The following is a 21323-nucleotide window of genomic DNA, read 5'->3' on the forward strand; positions in this document are numbered from 1 at the left end:
TGGGGGGACCGGGGGAGCAGCAACAGATCGCAGTTTTCGCACACTTGGGGGAACCATGCGTTTCGCTTACCGCATCGTCACCGGCGTCGCCGGGGTGGCCCTGCTCGCCGGGACCGCCGCCTGCGGCGGGGACGAGAAGGAGGAGTCGTCCCACGGCGGCGACTCCCGGTCCGACGGCGGCGGCGACGGGGCCGGGACCGTCGAGGCGCTCCAGGCCGCGGCGGAGAACACCGCCGACGTGCGGTCCGCCAGGTTCGAGGGCGAGATGAACGCCCCGGAGGCGGCCGGCGGTCAGATGACCCTGGAGGGCGTGATGAGTTGGGACCCCACGCTCACCATGGAGATGACGACCTCCGGCGGCGAGCTGGCGAGCACCCCCGGCGCCCCGGAGGAGGTCGCGGTCCGCTGGATCGACGACGTCATGTACATGCACATGGGCCCGGAGTTCGGCGCCGAGATGGACGGCCGGGAGTGGCTCTCCATGGACCTGAACGCGGTCGCCGAGATCGCCGGTGAGGCCGGCGACCCCGCCATGGCCGACGCCATGACCATGGGGCTGGAGTCGACCAACCAGAACCCCGCCCAGCAGATGGGCCTGCTGCTGAACTCCCCGGGCATCGAGGAGGTCGGCGAGGAGACGCTGAACGGCGTCGAGACCCGCCACTACGCCGGCACCGTCACCATCGAGGACGCCGTCGCCGGCGACCAGGGCGGCGTCACCGAGCTGCTGACCGAGGAGGAGGTCGAGCAGCTGGTGGCGGCGATGGAGCAGCAGGGCATCGAGAGCTACGACATAGACGTCTGGATCGACGGCGACGACATGCCGGTGCAGGTCCGGCAGAGCTACGACACCGTCGAGGGCCCGGTCGAGTACGAGGTCCGCTACTCGGACTTCAACACGGACGTCTCCGTCGACGCCCCGCCGGCCGACGCGGTCCTGGACTTCATGGAGCTGCTGGCCGACATGGGCGCCGAGCTCTGAGGCCCCCGGGGCGGCGGCCCCGGACCGGATTTGCCTGACGGAGAACGCCTCGCGTACTCTCCACGTAAAGCCAGAGACCGCTGGTTGTCGCCGCGAGCCCTTCGGGTTCGGGGCGGCCGAAGGACCGCTCACGCGGCGACCCGCGCAGGTGTTTCGTGGAAGTACGCGCATGGGCTCGTTCCGTGCGTGACCGCCCTGAGCGCCTGCGCCAGGGCGTTTTCGTTTGTCGGACCCTTCTGCCGCGGTTGCTGTACACCTGCGGAAGAACCGGAAGGAGGGCCGAGGTTATGGCTGGTTCCGACAAGGGCGCGGTCGTCGAGGAGATCAAGCAGCGCTTCGAGGCGTCCAACGCGGCTGTGGTCACCGCCTACACGGGGCTCACCGTGGCTCAGCTCAAGGAGCTGCGCCGCACGCTCGGTGAGAACGCCCAGTACCGCGTGACGAAGAACACGCTGACCAAGATCGCGGCCAACGAGGCCGGGGTCAGCGGGCTGGACGAACACCTCAAGGGCTCCACCGCCGTCGCCTTCGTGACCGGTGACCCGGTCAACGTGGCGAAGGGCCTGCGTGACTTCGCCAAGAACAACCCGGCGCTGGTCATCAAGGGCGGTGTCCTCGAGGGGAAGCCGCTCGACGCCCAGGAGATCATCAAGCTCGCCGACCTTGAGTCGCGCGAGGTTCTGCTCGCCAAGCTCGCCGGCGGCATGAAGGCGTCGATGGCCAAGGCCGCCGCCACCTTCGAGGCGCCGCTCACGAAGTTCGTCCGCACCGCGGACGCGCTGCGCGACAAGGTCGAGCAGGGTGGTGCCGGCGCGCCGGCGGCCACCGACGCCCCCGAGTAACCACGGGGAGCACGTGTCTCCCCGTCCCCGGGGGGCCTCGCTCGCGGGCGGCCCGCCCGCGTCACACGTTCAACCGGCGACAGCCGACTCAAGTGGAAGGACGCCATCATGGCGAAGCTGAGCCAGGACGAACTGCTTGAGCAGTTCGCCGAGATGACCCTCATCGAGCTCTCCGACTTCGTGAAGAAGTTCGAGGAGAAGTTCGACGTCGAGGCCGCCGCCCCGGCCGCCGTCGTCGCCGCCCCGGGTGGCGCGGGTGCCGCCGCCGAGGCCGAGCCGGAGAAGGACGAGTTCGACGTCGTCCTGACCGGTGCGGGCGACAAGAAGATCCAGGTGATCAAGGTCGTGCGCGAGCTGACCTCCCTGGGTCTGAAGGAGGCCAAGGAGCTGGTGGACAACACCCCGAAGGCCGTCCTGGAGAAGGTCAACAAGGAGGCCGCCGACAAGGCCAAGGAGTCGCTGGAGGGCGCTGGCGCCTCCGTCGAGGTGAAGTGACCTCCGCGTCACTCACTCCTCCCTCGCAGAGGGTCCTACCAGGGGCGACCACCCGCACGGGTGGTCGCCCTCTGGCGTTCGCGCGGGACGCCTCCTTGCCCGAGGCGCCGCGACGGGTATGGTGATCTTCGGCCTCCTCCGGGTGATGCCCGTGTCGGGTGGCGGTGGAGTAGGGGCCTTGACGAACCGGGGCACTCGCGCGATTCTCTGGTCGCGCGCCGATCGATCCGTGATCCGAGGCATGGAACCGTGGCGAGGCGGGAAGTGATGCGGCAGACGGGTTCGTTGCCGGCCTTCGAGGCGGCCGGCGGCGGCGGTGCAGAAGAAGAAGGATGAGGGTGGCTCCTCGTTTGACAGGTAGGGGCGTTGGACATCAGTGGGTCTTGTGGCTACACTGACCCTTTGCGCTGCCTAGCTGCCTCCTGCCCGTCACCTTGGGGGCCGGCACGCGCGCAGAGAGTCCGAGCCCTCGGAAGGACCCCCTCTTGGCCGCCTCGCGCAACGCCTCGACGAACGACCTGAACAACGGCACCAGCACGGCACCGCTGCGTGTCTCTTTCGCGAAGATCAAGGAGCCGCTAGAGGTTCCCAATCTCCTTGCGCTGCAGACCGAGAGCTTTGACTGGCTGCTCGGCAATGACGCCTGGAAGGCCCGCGTCGAGGCCGCGCTGGAGAGTGGACAGAAGGTTCCGACGAAGTCGGGTCTGGAGGAGATCTTCGAGGAGATCTCCCCGATCGAGGACTTCTCCGGCTCGATGTCCCTGACGTTCCGCGACCACCGCTTCGAGCCCCCGAAGAACTCGATCGACGAGTGCAAGGAGCGGGACTTCACCTACGCCGCCCCGCTGTTCGTCACGGCGGAGTTCACCAACAACGAGACCGGCGAGATCAAGTCGCAGACGGTCTTCATGGGTGACTTCCCGCTGATGACCGACAAGGGCACGTTCTGCATCAACGGCACCGAGCGCGTGGTCGTCTCGCAGCTGGTGCGCTCCCCGGGCGTCTACTTCGACAGCAGCATCGACAAGACCTCGGACAAGGACCTCTTCTCCGCCAAGATCATCCCCTCCCGGGGCGCCTGGCTGGAGATGGAGATCGACAAGCGCGACATGGTCGGCGTGCGGGTCGACCGCAAGCGCAAGCAGTCGGTCACCGTGCTGCTGAAGGCCCTGGGCTGGACCTCCGACCAGATCCTGGAGGAGTTCGGCGAGTACGAGTCCATGCGCGCCACCCTGGAGAAGGACCACACCCAGGGGCAGGACGACGCGCTGCTCGACATCTACCGCAAGCTCCGCCCGGGCGAGCCGCCGACGCGCGAGGCCGCGCAGACCCTCCTGGAGAACCTCTACTTCAACCCGAAGCGCTACGACCTGGCCAAGGTCGGCCGCTACAAGATCAACAAGAAGCTGGGCGGTGACGAGCCGCTGGACGCCGGCGTGCTCACCGTCGAGGACATCGTCGCCACCATCAAGTACCTGGTGCGGCTGCACGCGGGCGAGACCGAGACGGTCGTCGCCGGCGGTCAGACCATCGTGGTGGAGACCGACGACATCGACCACTTCGGCAACCGGCGCCTGCGCAACGTCGGCGAGCTGATCCAGAACCAGGTCCGCACGGGCCTGGCCCGGATGGAGCGGGTCGTCCGCGAGCGGATGACCACCCAGGACGTCGAGGCGATCACGCCGCAGACCCTGATCAACATCCGGCCGGTCGTCGCCTCCATCAAGGAGTTCTTCGGCACCAGCCAGCTGTCGCAGTTCATGGACCAGACCAACCCGCTCTCCGGTCTGACCCACAAGCGCCGCCTGAACTCGCTGGGCCCCGGTGGCCTCAGCCGTGAGCGGGCCGGCCTCGAGGTCCGTGACGTGCACCCCTCGCACTACGGCCGCATGTGCCCGATCGAGACCCCCGAGGGTCCGAACATCGGTCTGATCGGTTCGCTGGCCGCCTTCGGCCGGCTGAACGCGTTCGGCTTCGTGGAGACCCCCTACCGCAGGGTCACCGAGGGCGTCGTCACCGACTCGGTCGACTACCTGACCGCCGACGAGGAGGACCGCTTCGTCATCGCGCAGGCCAACGCGCCGCTGACGGAGGAGTACCGCTTCGCCGAGTCCCGGGTGCTGGTCCGCCGCCGCGGCGGCGAGATCGACTACGTGGCCGGCACCGAGGTCGACTACATGGACGTCTCGCCGCGCCAGATGGTGTCGGTCGCCACGGCCATGATCCCGTTCCTGGAGCACGACGACGCCAACCGCGCGCTCATGGGCTCCAACATGATGCGCCAGGCCGTGCCGCTGCTCCAGGCGGAGTCCCCGCTGGTCGGCACCGGCATGGAGTACCGCTCCGCGGTGGACGCGGGCGACGTGGTCAAGGCCGAGAAGGACGGCGTGATCTCCGACGTCTCCGCCGACTACATCTCGGTGCAGAACGACGACGGCACCCACGTCACCCACCGGCTGGCCAAGTTCCACCGCTCCAACCAGGGCACCTCGTTCAACCAGAAGGTCCTGGTCGAGGAGGGCGACCGCGTGGTCACCGGCCAGGTGATCGCCGACGGCCCGTCCACCGAGGCCGGCGAGATGGCGCTCGGCAAGAACCTGCTGGTCGCGTTCATGCCGTGGGAGGGCTACAACTACGAGGACGCGATCATCCTCTCCCAGCGTCTGGTGCAGGACGACGTCCTCTCCTCGATCCACATCGAGGAGCACGAGGTCGACGCCCGGGACACCAAGCTGGGCCCGGAGGAGATCACCCGCGACATCCCCAACGTCTCCGAGGAGGTCCTCGCGGACCTCGACGACCGGGGCATCATCAGGATCGGCGCCGAGGTCGAGGCCGGCGACATCCTGGTCGGCAAGGTCACCCCCAAGGGTGAGACCGAGCTGACCCCGGAGGAGCGGCTGCTGCGCGCGATCTTCGGTGAGAAGGCCCGCGAGGTCCGCGACACCTCGCTGAAGGTGCCGCACGGCGAGACCGGCAAGGTCATCGGGGTCCGCGTCTTCGACCGCGAGGAGGGCGACGAGCTGCCCCCCGGCGTCAACCAGTTGGTGCGGGTCTACGTCGCGCAGAAGCGCAAGATCACCGACGGTGACAAGCTCGCCGGCCGCCACGGCAACAAGGGCGTCATCTCCAAGATCCTGCCGGTCGAGGACATGCCGTTCATGGAGGACGGCACCCCGGTCGACATCATCCTGAACCCGCTGGGCGTCCCCTCCCGGATGAACCCGGGACAGGTGCTGGAGATCCACCTCGGCTGGCTGGCCTCCCAGGGCTGGAAGGTCGAGGGCCTGGAGGAGGAGTGGCAGCGGCGGCTGGCCTCCATCGGCGCCGACGACGTCGCGCCGGGCACCAACGTGGCCACCCCGGTCTTCGACGGCGCCCGCGAGGACGAGATGGCGGGCCTCTTCGGCTCCACCATCCCCAACCGCGACGGCGACCGCCTGGTCCTGCCCTCCGGCAAGGCGCGGCTCTACGACGGCCGCTCCGGCGAGCCGTTCCCGGACCCGATCTCCGTCGGGTACATGTACATCCTGAAGCTGCACCACCTGGTGGACGACAAGCTCCACGCCCGCTCCACCGGCCCGTACTCGATGATCACCCAGCAGCCGCTCGGCGGTAAGGCGCAGTTCGGTGGTCAGCGGTTCGGCGAGATGGAGGTGTGGGCGCTGGAGGCGTACGGCGCCGCCTACGCCCTCCAGGAGCTGCTGACCATCAAGTCCGACGACGTCACCGGCCGGGTCAAGGTCTACGAGGCGATCGTCAAGGGCGAGAACATTCCGGAGCCCGGGATCCCCGAGTCCTTCAAGGTGCTCATCAAGGAAATGCAGTCGCTCTGCCTGAACGTGGAGGTGCTGTCCTCGGACGGCATGTCCATCGAGATGCGTGACACCGACGAGGATGTCTTCCGCGCCGCGGAGGAACTCGGCATCGACCTGTCCCGGCGGGAGCCGAGCAGCGTCGAAGAGGTCTGACGGGCCAGGCCGGGGCGCGCCACCGCGTGCCCCGGCTCCCCCCGGACCCCGACAGACCATTGACTGACACGACCCTGAGAGGGATTGACGAGAGTGCTCGACGTCAACTTCTTCGACGAACTGCGGATCGGCCTGGCGACGGCTGACGACATCCGTCAGTGGTCTCACGGCGAGGTGAAGAAGCCGGAGACCATCAACTACCGCACCCTCAAGCCCGAGAAGGACGGCCTCTTCTGCGAGAAGATCTTCGGCCCCACCCGGGACTGGGAGTGCTACTGCGGCAAGTACAAGCGCGTCCGCTTCAAGGGCATCATCTGTGAGCGCTGCGGCGTCGAGGTGACCCGTGCCAAGGTGCGCCGTGAGCGGATGGGCCACATCGAGCTCGCCGCCCCCGTCACCCACATCTGGTACTTCAAGGGCGTGCCCTCGCGCCTGGGGTACCTGCTCGACCTGGCGCCGAAGGACCTGGAGAAGGTCATCTACTTCGCCGCCTACATGATCACCTACGTGGACGAGGAGCGTCGCACCCGCGACCTGCCGTCCCTCGAGGCCCACATCTCGGTGGAGCGGCAGCAGATCGAACAGCGCCGCGACGCCGACCTGGAGGGCAGGGCCAAGAAGCAGGAGGCGGACCTCGCCGAGCTGGAGGCCGAGGGCGCCAAGGCGGACGTCCGCCGCAAGGTGCGCGAGGGCGCCGAGCGCGAGATGAAGCAGCTGCGCGACCGCGCCCAGCGTGAGCTGGACCGGCTCGACGAGGTGTGGAACCGCTTCAAGAACCTCAAGGTCCAGGACCTGGAGGGCGACGAGCTGCTCTACCGCGAGCTGCGCGACCGCTTCGGCACCTACTTCGACGGCTCGATGGGCGCCGCCGCGCTGCAGAAGCGGCTGGAGACCTTCGACCTCACCGAGGAGGCCGAGCGGCTGCGGGAGATCATCCGCACCGGCAAGGGCCAGAAGAAGACCCGCGCCCTGAAGCGGCTGAAGGTCGTCTCCGCGTTCCTCCAGACCTCCAACAGCCCGCGCGGCATGGTGCTGGACTGCGTCCCGGTGATCCCGCCGGACCTGCGTCCGATGGTGCAGCTGGACGGTGGCCGCTTCGCGACCTCCGACCTGAACGACCTGTACCGCCGCGTCATCAACCGGAACAACCGGCTGAAGCGCCTGCTGGACCTGGGCGCGCCCGAGATCATCGTCAACAACGAGAAGCGGATGCTTCAGGAGGCCGTTGACGCGCTCTTCGACAACGGCCGGCGCGGCCGCCCGGTCACGGGTCCCGGCAACCGTCCGCTGAAGTCGCTGTCCGACATGCTCAAGGGCAAGCAGGGCCGCTTCCGGCAGAACCTGCTGGGCAAGCGCGTCGACTACTCGGCCCGTTCCGTGATCGTCGTCGGCCCGCAGCTGAAGCTGCACCAGTGCGGTCTGCCGAAGGCGATGGCGCTGGAGCTGTTCAAGCCGTTCGTGATGAAGCGGCTGGTCGACCTCAACCACGCGCAGAACATCAAGTCGGCCAAGCGCATGGTCGAGCGTCAGCGCACGGTGGTGTACGACGTCCTCGAAGAGGTCATCGCCGAGCACCCCGTGCTGCTGAACCGCGCGCCGACCCTGCACCGGCTGGGCATCCAGGCGTTCGAGCCGCAGCTGGTCGAGGGCAAGGCCATCCAGATCCACCCGCTGGTCTGCACCGCGTTCAACGCGGACTTCGACGGCGACCAGATGGCCGTGCACCTGCCGCTGTCGGCCGAGGCGCAGGCCGAGGCCCGCATCCTGATGCTGTCCTCGAACAACATCCTCAAGCCGGCCGACGGCCGCCCGGTGACCATGCCCACCCAGGACATGGTGCTCGGGCTCTTCTTCCTCACCACCGACGAGGAGGAGCGCGAGATCCGCGGCGAGGGCCGGTCGTTCGCCTCGACCGCCGAGGCGATCATGGCGTTCGACGCCGGCGAGCTGTCGCTCCAGGCGAAGATCGACATCCGCTTCCCGCTCGGCACCGTCCCGCCCCGCGGCTGGACCCCGCCGGAGCCGGAGGAGGGCGAGCCGGAGTGGCAGCAGGGGGAGAGCTTCCGCCTGCGCACCACCCTCGGCCGCGCGCTCTTCAACGAGCTGCTGCCGGAGGACTACCCGTTCGTCGACCAGTCCGTGGGCAAGAAGCAGCTCTCCGGGATCGTCAACGACCTGGCCGAGCGCTACCCCAAGGTCGTGGTCGCGGCGGCGCTGGACAACCTCAAGTCGGCCGGCTACTTCTGGGCCACCAGGTCCGGTGTCACCGTGGCCGTCTCCGACATCGTGGTGCCCGAGGCGAAGAAGACGATCATCGCCGACTACGAGGCCCAGGACGAGAAGGTCCAGAAGCAGTACGAGCGCGGCCTGATCACCAAGGACGAGCGGACGCAGGAGCTGATCGCGATCTGGACCAAGGCCACGGCCGAGGTCGCCGACGCGATGAGCGACAACTTCCCGAAGACCAACCCGATCTTCATGATGGTCGACTCGGGTGCGCGCGGCAACATGATGCAAATGCGTCAGATCGCCGGTATGCGTGGTCTGGTGTCCAACGCGAAGAACGAGACGATTCCCCGGCCGATCAAGGCGTCCTTCCGCGAGGGCCTCACGGTGCTGGAGTACTTCATCTCCACGCACGGTGCCCGCAAGGGTCTCGCCGACACCGCGCTGCGGACCGCCGACTCGGGTTACCTGACCCGTCGTCTGGTGGACGTCTCGCAGGACGTGATCATCCGCGAGGAGGACTGCGGCAGCGACCGCGGCCTCAAGCTGACGATCGCCTCCGTCGGTGCGGACGGCGTGCTGCGCAAGGCCGAGGACGTGGAGAGCAGCGTCTACGCCCGCTGCCTCGCCGAGGACATCACCGTCGACGGCAAGGTGCTGGCCCCGGCCGGCACCGACCTGGGCGACGTGCTGATCGACGAGCTGGTCCGGCACGGCGTGGAGACGGTCAAGACCCGTTCCGTGCTCACCTGCGAGTCGGCCGTCGGCACCTGCGCCATGTGCTACGGGCGTTCGCTGGCCACCGGCAAGCTGGTGGACATCGGCGAGGCCGTCGGCATCATCGCGGCCCAGTCCATCGGTGAGCCCGGCACCCAGCTGACGATGCGTACCTTCCACACCGGTGGTGTGGCCGGTGAGGACATCACGCAGGGTCTGCCGCGTGTGGTCGAGCTGTTCGAGGCCCGTACCCCGAAGGGCGTCGCGCCGATCTCCGAGTCGGCCGGCCGGGTGCGGATCGAGGAGACGGAGAAGACCAAGAAGGTCATCGTCACGCCGGACGACGGCTCCGACGAGACCTCCTACCCGGTCTCCAAGCGCTCCAGGCTGCTGGTGGGCGAGGGCGACCACGTCACGGTCGGCCAGCCGCTGACCGTCGGCGCGGCCAACCCGCACGACGTGCTGCGCATCCTCGGCCAGCGCGCGGTGCAGGTCTACCTGGTGGGCGAGGTCCAGAAGGTCTACAACTCGCAGGGTGTGGCCATCCACGACAAGCACATCGAGATCATCGTCCGGCAGATGCTGCGCCGGGTGACGATCATCGAGTCCGGCGACGCGGAGCTGCTGCCGGGCGAGCTGGTGGAGCGCTCCAAGTTCGAGTCGGAGAACCGCCGCGTGGTGGCCGAGGGCGGGCACCCCGCCTCCGGCCGTCCGCAGCTGATGGGTATCACCAAGGCGTCGCTGGCCACCGAGTCCTGGCTGTCGGCGGCGTCCTTCCAGGAGACGACGCGGGTGCTCACCGACGCGGCGATCAACGCCAAGTCGGACTCGCTGATCGGCCTCAAGGAGAACGTGATCATCGGTAAGCTCATCCCGGCCGGCACGGGGCTCTCCCGTTACCGGAACATCCGGGTGGAGCCCACCGAGGAGGCGAAGGCCGCGATGTACTCGGCCGTCGGTTACGACGACATCGACTACTCGCCCTTCGGCACCGGCTCCGGCCAGGCGGTCCCGCTGGAGGACTACGACTACGGCCCCTACCAGGGCTGATTCGGGCGAACAGACCGGCGGCCGGGGCGAGTACTTCGCCCCGGCCGCCGGCCGTCAAGAGGCGTTCGGCCGGGGCGGCGGGGCGGCCGGGCCCGGCCCCCTATCACCAAACCTAGATCGTTTTGACCCGGGGCACCGCGCTGGGTACGCTCTGACCTTGTGCCTGGGGTGTTCCCTGCGCTTTTTCAGCGGCAGTCGGAACTCCGGGGTCCGCAACCACTTCCTGACGCTCCCGGCGGGAGAACGGAAGTCCGCGGTTTTCGACACGCCCGACCGCGTGGGTCGGAGGGTGTTCCAGGTTAGCTTCATTGAGATCGGCACAGAGAAACCGGAGATACGGTGCCAACGATCCAGCAGCTGGTCCGCAAGGGCCGGCAGGACAAGGTCGAGAAGAACAAGACACCCGCGCTTGAGGGTTCGCCCCAGCGTCGTGGTGTCTGCACGCGTGTGTTCACCACCACGCCCAAGAAGCCGAACTCGGCGCTCCGCAAGGTGGCGCGTGTCCGGCTGAGCAACGGGATCGAGGTCACCGCCTACATCCCGGGTGAGAACCACAACCTTCAGGAGCACTCCATCGTGCTGGTGCGCGGTGGAAGGGTGCGTGACCTGCCGGGTGTTCGTTACAAGATCATCCGCGGTTCCCTGGACACCCAGGGCGTCAAGAACCGCAAGCAGGCCCGCAGCCGCTACGGCGCCAAGAAGGAGAAGTAACCATGCCTCGTAAGGGCCCTGCCCCGAAGCGACCGGTCCACATCGACCCGGTCTACGGTTCTCCGCTGGTGACCTCCCTGATCAACAAGGTGCTGCTGAACGGCAAGCGTTCCACCGCCGAGCGCATCGTGTACGGCGCCATGGAGGGCCTGCGGGACAAGACCGGCAACGACCCGGTCATCACCCTCAAGCGCGCCCTGGAGAACGTGAAGCCCACCCTCGAGGTGCGCTCCCGCCGCGTCGGCGGCGCCACGTACCAGGTGCCGGTCGAGGTGCGCCCCGGGCGTTCCTCCACGCTCGCCCTGCGCTGGCTGGTCGGCTACTCCCGCGCCCGTCGCGAGAAGACCATGACCGAGCGTCTGATGAACGAGCTGCTCGACGCCTCCAACGGCCTCGGCGCCTCCGTGAAGAAGCGTGAGGACACGCACAAGATGGCCGAGTCCAACAAGGCGTTCGCGCACTACCGCTGGTAGTCGCAACCCCTATCGAGACCGAGAGAAGACTGAAGCCAGATGGCTACCACTTCACTTGACCTGGCCAGGGTCCGCAACATCGGGATCATGGCTCACATCGACGCGGGCAAGACGACCACGACCGAGCGGATCCTGTACTACACCGGCGTGAGCTACAAGATCGGTGAGGTCCACGACGGCGCCGCCACGATGGACTGGATGGAGCAGGAGCAGGAGCGGGGGATCACGATCACCTCCGCGGCCACCACCTGCCACTGGCCGCTCGATGAGGTCGACCACACGATCAACATCATCGACACCCCCGGTCACGTTGACTTCACGGTCGAGGTCGAGCGTTCCCTGCGGGTGCTCGACGGCGCGGTGACCGTCTTCGACGGCGTCGCCGGCGTCGAGCCGCAGTCGGAGACCGTCTGGCGTCAGGCGGACCGTTACGGCGTTCCGCGCATCTGTTTCGTGAACAAGCTGGACCGCACGGGCGCGGACTTCTTCCGCTGCGTCGACATGATCGTCGACCGGCTGAAGGCCACCCCGCTGGTGATGCAGCTGCCGATCGGTGCCGAGGCGGGCTTCAAGGGCGTCATCGACCTGGTCAGCATGAAGGCGCTGGTCTGGTCCGAGGAGACCAAGCTCGGCGAGATGTACGACACGGTGGACATCCCCGAGGACCTGCGCGAGCAGGCCGAGGAGTGGCACACCAAGCTCGTCGAGGCCGTCGCCGAGAACGACGAGGAGCTCATGGAGCTGTACCTCGACGGCACCGAGCCGTCCGAGGAGCAGCTGCGCACCGCGATCCGTCGGATCACCCTCGCCTCCACCGGCGCCGAGGGCTCCACCACGATCACCCCCGTCTTCTGCGGCACCGCGTTCAAGAACAAGGGCGTGCAGCCCCTGCTCGACTCGGTCGTGCGGTACCTGCCGTCGCCGCTGGACGTCGAGGCCGTCGAGGGACACTCGCCGAAGAACGCGGAGGAGGTCATCCGTCGCCGGCCCTCCGAGGAGGAGCCGCTGTCGGCCCTGGCCTTCAAGATCGCCAGCGACCCGCACCTGGGCAAGCTGACCTTCATCCGCGTCTACTCCGGTGTGCTCCAGGCGGGCACCCAGGTGTTGAACGCCGTGAAGGGCCGCAAGGAGCGGATCGGCAAGATCTACCGGATGCACGCCAACAAGCGCGAGGAGATCGACCGCGTGGGCGCGGGCGACATCGTCGCCGTGATGGGGCTGAAGCAGACCACCACGGGTGAGACGCTGTCGGACGCCACCCACCAGATCATCCTGGAGTCGATGGACTTCCCGGCTCCGGTGATCGAGGTCGCCATCGAGCCCAAGTCCAAGGGCGACCAGGAGAAGCTGGGCGTGGCCATCCAGCGGCTGTCCGAGGAGGACCCGTCCTTCCAGGTCAAGACCGACGAGGAGACCGGCCAGACGATCATCGCCGGCATGGGCGAGCTGCACCTCGACGTCTTCGTCGACCGCATGAGGCGCGAGTTCAAGGTCGAGGCCAACGTCGGCAAGCCGCAGGTGGCCTACCGCGAGACCCTGCGTCGCGCGGTGGAGAAGGTCGACTACACCCACAAGAAGCAGACCGGTGGTTCCGGTCAGTTCGCCAAGGTGCAGATCAGCCTGGAGCCGCTGGAAGGCGACGGGTACGAGTTCGAGAACAAGGTCACCGGTGGCCGCATCCCCAAGGAGTACATCCCCTCGGTGGACGCCGGTTGCCAGGAGGCGATGGAGTTCGGCGTGCTCGCCGGCTACCCGCTGACCGGTGTGAAGGTGACCCTGCTCGACGGCGCGTTCCACGACGTCGACTCGTCCGAGATGGCGTTCAAGATCGCCGGCTCGATGGTCTTCAAGGAGGCCGCCCGCAAGGCGAGCCCGGCCATCCTGGAGCCGTTGATGGCCGTCGAGGTCACCACGCCCGAGGACTACATGGGCGACGTGATCGGCGACATCAACTCCCGCCGTGGCCAGATCCAGGCCATGGAGGACCGGGGCGGCAACAAGGTCGTCAAGGGCCTGGTGCCGCTGTCGGAGATGTTCGGCTACGTCGGTGACCTGCGCAGCAAGACTTCCGGTCGTGCGAGCTACTCCATGCAGTTCGATTCCTACGGTGAGGTTCCCAAGAGCGTCGCCGAGGAGATCATCGCGAAGGCCAAGGGCGAGTAGCCCTTAAGCTGGAGCAAAGGGCATTCGGGGGCAATTCCGCCCCCGATGCCCGGCCCTTTAGCGAAGCGGTCAAGGGCGTCCCCCTCGGGGTCCTGACCGGTTCGGTCGATATCTGAAAACCTCCCGCAAGTCGCGGGGGGCGTACAGCACCAGTCCACAGGAGGACCCCAGTGGCGAAGGCGAAGTTCGAGCGGACTAAGCCGCACGTCAACATTGGCACCATCGGTCACATCGACCACGGCAAGACGACGCTTACCGCGGCGATCACCAAGGTGCTGCACGACGCATACCCCGAGCTCAACGAGACGTTCGCGTTCGAGAACATCGACAAGGCGCCCGAAGAGCGTCAGCGTGGTATCACCATCTCCATCGCGCACGTCGAGTACCAGACGGAGAACCGCCACTACGCGCACGTCGACTGCCCGGGTCACGCGGACTACATCAAGAACATGATCACCGGTGCCGCCCAGATGGACGGCGCCATCCTCGTGGTCGCCGCCACCGACGGCCCGATGCCGCAGACCAAGGAGCACGTGCTCCTGGCCCGCCAGGTCGGCGTGCCGTACATCGTGGTCGCCCTCAACAAGGCGGACATGGTGGACGACGAGGAGATCATGGAGCTGGTGGAGCTCGAGGTCCGTGAGCTGCTCACGGAGTACGAGTTCCCCGGCGACGACGTCCCCGTGGTCAAGGTCTCCGCGCTGAAGGCGCTGGAGGGCGACGCCGAGTGGGCGAAGACCGTCCTGGAGCTGATGGAGGCCGTCGACAGCGCGATTCCGCAGCCGGAGCGCGACGTCGACAAGCCGTTCCTGATGCCGATCGAGGACGTCTTCACCATCACCGGTCGCGGCACCGTGGTGACCGGTCGTATCGAGCGTGGTGTCCTGAAGGTCAACGAGACCGTCGACATCATCGGCATCAAGGAAGAGAAGACCACCACCACGGTCACCGGGATCGAGATGTTCCGGAAGCTGCTGGACGAGGGTCGCGCCGGTGAGAACGTCGGTCTGCTGCTCCGCGGCATCAAGCGCGAGGACGTCGAGCGCGGCCAGGTCATCATCAAGCCGGGCTCGGTCACCCCGCACACGGAGTTCGAGGCGACGGCGTACATCCTGTCGAAGGACGAGGGTGGTCGCCACACCCCGTTCTTCAACAACTACCGTCCGCAGTTCTACTTCCGTACCACCGACGTGACCGGTGTGGTGAACCTCCCCGAGGGCACCGAGATGGTCATGCCGGGCGACAACACCGACATGCGCGTCGAGCTGATCCAGCCCGTCGCCATGGAGGAGGGCCTGAAGTTCGCCATCCGTGAGGGTGGTCGGACCGTCGGCGCCGGTCAGGTCACCAAGATCATCAAGTGAGCTGACCGTTCGCGGCCTCGGCCGTGAGCTGTTCCTTCAGGGGCCCCGGGCCCGCCGCATCGCGCGGTGGGCCCGGGGCCCCTGGCCTTGGGCGATGAGGCGGACTGCCCGTCGCCCGCTCGGCGCGGATTTCGACCGTTCGTCGAGTGGCGCGCTCCGCGGCGTGCCCGGAGGGTGTGACGCTCCTTACATTCTGGGGGCAGTCCCCCAGAACCGACCCGGGCCGCCTTTGTAAGGAGCCGTCGATGGCGACACACTCCGCCCCTGATGCCAGCGAGCCGCCCCAGCCCGCGGAGGGGGGTGACCCGCCGCCGACCCTGCCGCCCGAATCCGAGCTGGAGGCGCGTTCGGCGGCGATGCACGACGATCCCCGGTTCCACGAGCTGCGCCGCCGGCTGCTGCGCTTCGTGGTGCCGGCGAGCATCGCCTTCTTCGGCTGGTACGTGCTGTACGTGCTGATGTCGGCCTACGCGCGGGGGGTGATGGAGACCGAGGTGGTCGGCAGCGCCAACATCGCGCTGCTCTTCGGCCTGTTGCAGTTCGTCACGACCTTCGGCATCGCGATCCTCTACTCGCGCTACGCCAACCGCCGTTACGACCCGCTCGCCGACGAGCTGCGGGACGAGTTGGAGGGCCAGCCGGCGGTGCCGGGCGCCAGGAAGGGAGACGACGAATGATCACCATCGCCGCGGAGAACACCTCGGACCAGCGGCTGATCACCGTCGTCCTCTTCGGCGCGCTGATCGCGTTGACGCTGGGCATCACCGTCTGGGCCAGCAGGCAGACCAAGTCCGCCACCGACTTCCACTCCGGTGGCCGTGGCTTCACCGGCATCCAGAACGGGTTCGCGATCGGCGGCGACTACATGTCGGCCGCGTCGTTCCTCGGCATCGCCGGCATGATCGCGCTCTACGGCTACGACGGCTTCCTCTACTCGATCGGCTTCCTGGTCGCCTGGCTGGTGGCGCTGCTGCTGGTCGCGGAACTGCTGCGGAACTCCGGCCGGTTCACCATGACCGACGTCGTCTCCTACCGGATGAGGCAACGGCCGGTGCGGACGGCGGGGTCGGTCTCGACGCTGACCGTCTCGATCTTCTACCTGCTGGCGCAGATGGTGGGCGCCGGCGCGCTGGTGGCGCTGCTGCTCGGCATCGAGGAGGGCGAGACCTACCTCGGGATGAGCGCCGACACCGCGAAGATCGTGGGCATCGTCGTCGTCGGCCTGCTGATGATCACCTATGTCTCGTTCGGCGGGATGACCGGCACCACCTGGGTGCAGATCGTCAAGGCCGTGATGCTGATGGGCGGCGCGCTGCTGGTCGCGCTGCTGGTGCTGTCGATCTACGACTTCAACTTCGGCTCGCTGATGAACGACGCGGCCGAGGCCAGCGGGGCGGGCAACGCGTTCCTCGAACCCGGCCAGCGCTACGGCGTCGAAGTCGCCGGCGACGCCTGGCAGACCATGGTCAACAAGCTGGACCTGATCAGCCTCGGCCTCGCGCTGGTGCTGGGCACGGCCGGGCTGCCGCACATCCTGATCCGCTTCTACACGGTGCCGGACTCCAAGACCGCCCGGAAGTCGGTCAACTGGGCGATCGGCCTCATCGGCACCTTCTACCTGCTGACCCTCATCCTGGGCTTCGGCGCCGCGGCGCTGGTCGGCGCCGACGCGATCACCGCGCAGAACAGCGCGGGCAACACGGCGGCACCCCAGCTGGCCGAGGAGGTCGGCAGCCACTTCGGCGGCGACTTCCTGGGCGCGGTGATGCTGGCGCTGATCGCGGCGGTGGCGTTCGCGACGATCCTGTCGACGGTCGCCGGGCTGACGATCGCCTCGTCCTCCTCGTTGGCGCACGACTTCTACAACGCGGTGCTGCGCGGCGGGAAGGCGAGCGAGAAGGAGGAGGTGCGGGTGGCCCGCTTCGCCGCGATCGGCGTGGGCGCGGTCTCCATCGTGCTGGCGGTCTTCGCGCAGGACCTCAACGTGGCGTTCCTCGTCGCGCTGGCCTTCGCCATCGCGGCCTCGGCGAACCTGCCGGTGATCCTGTTGAGCCTCTTCTGGAAGCGGTTCAACACCAGGGGAGCGGTGGCCGGCATCTACGGCGGTCTGATCAGCTCCGTCGGCCTGGTGATCTTCTCCCCGGTGGTCTCCGGCAAGGTCGACGCCGAGGGGGAGAACCTGGCGCTGCTGCCGAAGAGCATCGACATCTCCTGGTTCCCCCTGGAGAACCCCGGGCTGGTCTCCATCCCGCTGGGCCTGCTCTGTGCCGTGATCGGCACCCTCATGTCCCGTGAGTCCGAGCCCGAGAGGTTCGCGAAGCTCCAGGTCCGGGCCCTCACGGGCGCCGGGGCCGAGCGCGCGACCAAGCACTGAGCCGGGTTCGGCTCGCTGGAGGGGGTCCTTGTACCCCCGCGCCCGGGGCCCCGCCTCCCCCGCACTTCCCCCAGGCGGGGCCCCGGGGCGCACCTTCCGCGCGGCGGCGTGTCGTCCGGCCGAAGGCAGCGGCGGAGTCGTTTGTCCCTCCTGGACGCGCGCCATACTGCTGTATGACGAATGTCGTACAGGTCGAGTCGCGAGAGGTGGTGGCACCGGAGATGGATTCCTCACCCAAGGAGCCGCGCCGGGGCAAGTTGGCCCAGGTTCGGCTCCAGGCCGACGAGGTGGAGGCGCTCCAGCAGGCGATGCGGACGCTGAACCTGGGATCGACCTCCGACGCCCTCCGCGAAGGGCTTCATCTCCTGGTCAGGGAAGCGGCGGAGGCCGGGGCCGCCGAGGAGATCCGCTCCTTCTACGGGGAGCGGCCCGCGCCCTTGCCGGACGGAGTCCTCCCGCCGACGGAGGAGGAGCTGCGGGCAGCGGACGAGATGACGTGGTGAACGTCGGTCCACCCCTGCGCGGGGAGGTCTGGGGATGTGCGCTGCCTCGACCGCTGGGTCCTCATCCGGTCGTCGTCCTGACGGTCAACCGCGTCGCCCGCCCCTTGTCGGCGGTCACCGTCGCGCTGGTCACGGGCACCACAGGGCCGCGTACCACCCACATCCCGATCGGCCCCGACTCGGGGCTGGCGAAGTACGACGAGTCCTATGTGAACTGCGCCGATCTCCACACGGTGGTGAAGGCACGGCTGCGTAGACGCCTCGGACTCCTCGCGCCGGGGGAGCTTCGGGGTGTCGAGGACGCGATGCGCGTCGTACTCGGCCTCCAGCGCTGAGCGCCGCGCCCCGGCCTCGACGGCGGTTCACACGAACGGGCGGTCGCGAAAGTATGACCATCCTGAACCGGCACGTGAACATGGGGGCAAGGTAGCCCCCCGATGGTGGGGGCTTTGGGCAATCGGAGGACGGAGCGGCGCCGCCCGCGTCACACTGGGCTCATGGAGGATCACCGGAGGAACGCGCCGCCCCACCTCACCATCCGGGTGGCCCGGCGGAACGATCCCGTCTCCGAGGTCACCGAGGTCGACACCGTCCGGGCCGCGGAGCGCTATCCGCACGTGATCGTCCGGGGCCCGGTCTTCGGCTTCGCCGAGCAACGACCGGCCGACGGGCCGGCCTGGCGCCTCCTCGACGACGTCGACGAGGCGTTCCCCCAGCACGCCAGGGAAGCGCTCAACTCCCACCTGTGGACCCGCGCCCGCGACGAGACCGCGCCGGGCGACCCGCTGCGCGCCCGCCTGCTCGCCGCCGTCCGCACGCTGGAGAACGAGCCGGTCGACGAGCTGACCGTCGACCGCGTCCGCTACCGCGTCGTGCGCGGCGACGAGTTCGCCCGCGTCGGCCCCGACGGCATCGAGGGACCGCGCCCCACCGACCCCGACGAGCCCGTCGCCGCCGCCGACTGGCGCCGGCGGCGCTCCGTCCCGCGCCGCACCAGGGGACTGCTGCTGGACCACGCCAGCCCCACCGGGATCATGGAGTCCATCCAGCGGATGGAGCTGCTCGCCCTCCGCTACGAGGCGCCCCGCATCCCCGCCGAGGTGCGCGCCGACTCCGCACGCGCGATCGAGACCCACCCCGGGGTCGTGTTGCTCCCCGCCGCCTTCACCTTCGCCGAGCGCCGACGCAGCTCCTGGGAGCCGATGGCCGCCCTCCAGCCCAGCCCCCACGAGGCCCGCGCCACCCTGCATGCCTACCTCGCCGAGTTCCTGCCGCAGCTGGAGCACGAGGTGTCGCCCGAGGACGCCGCCGCCTACGCCCGCGCCGCCGAGGAGTTCCGCACCGGGCCGCGCACCGACGAGGTCACCGTGCTGGGCCGCCGCTTCCGCGTCATCCGCGTCGAGCGGATGATCCGCTTCGGCCCCGACGGCCCGGAACCGCCCCGCCCCACCGACCTCGACCCCTACGGCCCCTGCCCGATCCACCCCCCGCTGCCCGAGTAGACCCCCACCCGCCGGGGCGGGCACCCCCGCGCGGGCCGATCCGCCCGTGCGACTCCCTACACCGGCGCCCCTGGCTGGGCTAGGTTCGGCCCATGCTGGATGGCAGACGGCGACGCAGGGCCGAGGCGGGCGAGGGGGCCACCGTGCGGCTGCTCACCGCCGTACGGGAGCTGGACGACGACCTGCGCGAGGGACTGACCGGGCGCGGCCCGGGACAGGCCGCCCGCCGCCTCCGCCGCCTGCTCGGCGCCGAGACCGTGCTCCTGGCCGACCTCGCGGGCCCCGTCGCCACCGCCGGCCCGGCCCCCGAGGAGCCGGGGGCCGGCGGCCTGCTGGCCCAGGCATACGAACACGGCAGCCCCGTCCACCGCCCGCCCTGGTCCGCCGTCCCGCTGCTGGTCGCCGGCGAGCTCACCGGCGGGCTGCTGGTGCGCGGCGGCGCCGAGCCCGAGGTCACCGCCGTGGCCGCGCTCGTCGCCCGTTCGCTGGACCACGCCGCCCTGCGCCGCGCCAGGGAGCGCATCGCCCAGGCCGAGCTGCGCACCCTCCGCGCCCAGATATCGCCGCACTTCCTGCACAACGCGCTCGCCGTGATCGGCGCCCGCATCCGCACCGACCCCGACCGCGCCCGCGCGCTGCTCAGCGACTTCGCCGACTACCTGCGCTACAGCTTCTCCCCGCAGGGCGACTACGCCACCGTCGCCGAGGAGCTGCAGGCCATCCAGACCTATCTGGAGTTGCAGCGCGCCCGCTTCGACGACCGGATGGAGCTGACCGTCCGGATGGCGCCCGAGATCCTGCCCGTCGCCATTCCCTTCCTCGTCATCCAGCCGATCGTGGAGAATGCCGTGCGGCACGGCCTGGAACCCAAGCCGGGCCCCGGCGCCATCCAGGTCTCCGGCTTCGGCGAGGGACCGCTGTGCGTCATCGAGGTCGAGGACGACGGGGTCGGGATGACACCCGAGGTCGCCGAGGCCGTGCTCGCGGGGGAACGACCGGCCGACCCCGGCCACCCGCTGGGCGAACCGCGCCGCCGCGTCGGCCTCGCCAACGTCGACCAGCGGCTGCGCACCGTCTACGGCGCCGAGTACGGGCTGGTCATCGAGACCGCGCCCGGCAGCGGCACCAAGGTCGTGATCCGGGTGCCCCGATTCAGACGAGGAGTGGTCGCGCATTGACCGCCGAGACCCGACTGCGCGCGCTGGTGGTGGAGGACGAGACCTTCACCCGACGTGAGCTGGCCGCCATGCTGGACGCGCTGCCCGAGATAGGGGACGTCCGGGAGGCGGACGGCGGGGAGAGCGCGGTCCGGCAGCTGGGGGAGACCGCCTTCGACGCCGTCTTCCTCGACATTTCCATGCCGGGACTCGACGGGATGGCCGTCGCCCGCGTCGTCGGCCGCCTCTCCACCCCACCGGCCATCGTCTTCGTCACCGCCTCCGAGCAGCACGCCGTCGACGCGTTCGGCATCGGCGCCATCGACTACCTGCTCAAGCCCGTCCGCCCCGAGCGGCTGGCCGAGGCCGTCTCCCGCGCCGCCGCCCCGCGCCGCCCGGGGGCCGCAGCCCCGCGCCCCTCCCAGGTCGACGAACTGGCCGTCGTCCAGGTCGAGAACGGCCGCCACACCGCCTTCGTGCACCGCGACGACATCCAGTACGTCGAGGCCCACGGCGACTACGTCCGGCTGCACACGGGGGAGGGCAGCCATCTGATCCGGATGCCGCTGTCCTACCTGGAGGAGGTCTGGGCGCCGGCCGGCTTCGTCCGCGCCCACCGCGGCTATCTGGTGGCCATCGGCTGGGTCCGCGACCTGTGGGTCTCCAGCTCCGCCGGCCTGCTCGCCCGCACCCCCGCCGGCGACGTCCCGGTCAGCCGCCGGCACGCGCGCGCCCTGAAGGAACGGCTGCTCGCCGCCGTGCGGGACGAGGAGTCAACGTGACCCGGCGCGCG

Annotated in this window: 16 protein-coding genes; all 16 read left to right on the forward strand. The window is 69.0% G+C overall.

All coding sequences use genetic code 11. The annotated features are described in order from the left end of the window. The first annotated feature begins 55 nt into the window (after positions 1–55). The 16 genes from CRP51_RS08180 to CRP51_RS08255 all read left to right on the forward strand — a co-directional run bounded on the left by CRP51_RS08180 (position 56) and on the right by CRP51_RS08255 (position 21312). Complete coding sequence (locus CRP51_RS08180; protein WP_097230376.1) at positions 56–982, forward strand: SCO4651 family lipoprotein; 927 nt, start codon at positions 56–58, stop codon at positions 980–982. 287 nt (positions 983–1269) lie between these two features. Continuing rightward, positions 1270–1824 (forward strand): 50S ribosomal protein L10, encoded by a 555-nt coding sequence (gene rplJ, locus CRP51_RS08185; protein ID WP_097230377.1) that lies wholly within the window; start codon positions 1270–1272, stop codon positions 1822–1824. A gap of 108 nt (positions 1825–1932) precedes the next feature. After that, positions 1933–2319, forward strand: coding sequence for a 50S ribosomal protein L7/L12 (rplL, locus tag CRP51_RS08190; RefSeq protein WP_097230378.1), 387 nt, complete (start codon positions 1933–1935; stop codon positions 2317–2319). 485 nt (positions 2320–2804) lie between these two features. Further along, a complete protein-coding gene (rpoB, locus tag CRP51_RS08195) occupies positions 2805–6290 on the forward strand; it encodes a DNA-directed RNA polymerase subunit beta (protein WP_097230379.1) in 3486 nt (1161 codons plus the stop codon). A 93-nt stretch (positions 6291–6383) separates the two neighbouring features. Next, entirely contained in the window at positions 6384–10283 is a 3900-nt protein-coding gene (locus CRP51_RS08200) for a DNA-directed RNA polymerase subunit beta' (protein ID WP_097230380.1), read from the forward strand. 339 nt (positions 10284–10622) lie between these two features. Beyond that, positions 10623–10994, forward strand: coding sequence for a 30S ribosomal protein S12 (gene rpsL / locus CRP51_RS08205; protein ID WP_062207506.1), 372 nt, complete (start codon positions 10623–10625; stop codon positions 10992–10994). 2 nt (positions 10995–10996) lie between these two features. After that, entirely contained in the window at positions 10997–11467 is a 471-nt protein-coding gene (gene rpsG, locus CRP51_RS08210) for a 30S ribosomal protein S7 (protein ID WP_049572475.1), read from the forward strand. A 39-nt stretch (positions 11468–11506) separates the two neighbouring features. Further along, positions 11507–13630 carry an elongation factor G gene (gene fusA, locus CRP51_RS08215; protein WP_097230381.1) on the forward strand — a complete coding sequence of 708 codons (2124 nt, stop codon included), beginning with the start codon at positions 11507–11509 and terminating at the stop codon, positions 13628–13630. A gap of 170 nt (positions 13631–13800) precedes the next feature. After that, complete coding sequence (gene tuf / locus CRP51_RS08220; protein ID WP_097230382.1) at positions 13801–14994, forward strand: elongation factor Tu; 1194 nt, start codon at positions 13801–13803, stop codon at positions 14992–14994. Positions 14995–15239: 245 nt separating this feature from the next. Continuing rightward, positions 15240–15671 carry a DUF485 domain-containing protein gene (locus CRP51_RS08225; protein ID WP_097230383.1) on the forward strand — a complete coding sequence of 144 codons (432 nt, stop codon included), beginning with the start codon at positions 15240–15242 and terminating at the stop codon, positions 15669–15671. Then, the gene (locus CRP51_RS08230) at positions 15668–17368 is read left to right on the forward strand and encodes a monocarboxylic acid transporter (RefSeq protein WP_170970468.1); all 1701 of its coding nucleotides are present in this window, start codon (positions 15668–15670) and stop codon (positions 17366–17368) included. The genes CRP51_RS08225 and CRP51_RS08230 overlap by 4 nt, the downstream gene beginning before the upstream one ends. Positions 17369–17541: 173 nt before the next feature. Then, positions 17542–17871 (forward strand): hypothetical protein, encoded by a 330-nt coding sequence (locus CRP51_RS29370; RefSeq protein ID WP_245880446.1) that lies wholly within the window; start codon positions 17542–17544, stop codon positions 17869–17871. After that, on the forward strand, positions 17868–18206 hold the full coding sequence (locus CRP51_RS08240) for a type II toxin-antitoxin system PemK/MazF family toxin (protein WP_245880447.1): 339 nt from the start codon (positions 17868–17870) through the stop codon (positions 18204–18206). Before CRP51_RS29370 ends, CRP51_RS08240 begins: the two co-directional genes overlap by 4 nt. Before the next feature lie 162 nt (positions 18207–18368). Further along, positions 18369–19373, forward strand: a complete 1005-nt coding sequence (locus CRP51_RS08245; protein ID WP_097230385.1) for a DUF5954 family protein — start codon at positions 18369–18371, stop codon at positions 19371–19373. 92 nt (positions 19374–19465) lie between these two features. Beyond that, a complete protein-coding gene (locus tag CRP51_RS08250; RefSeq protein WP_097230386.1) occupies positions 19466–20551 on the forward strand; it encodes a sensor histidine kinase in 1086 nt (361 codons plus the stop codon). Positions 20552–20619: 68 nt separating this feature from the next. Further along, positions 20620–21312, forward strand: a complete 693-nt coding sequence (locus CRP51_RS08255; RefSeq protein ID WP_212615872.1) for a LytR/AlgR family response regulator transcription factor — start codon at positions 20620–20622, stop codon at positions 21310–21312. Positions 21313–21323: the final 11 nt, after the last annotated feature.

The sequence above is a fragment of the Streptomyces zhaozhouensis genome, from assembly GCF_900230195.1.
GTDB lineage: Bacteria > Actinomycetota > Actinomycetes > Streptomycetales > Streptomycetaceae > Streptomyces > Streptomyces zhaozhouensis.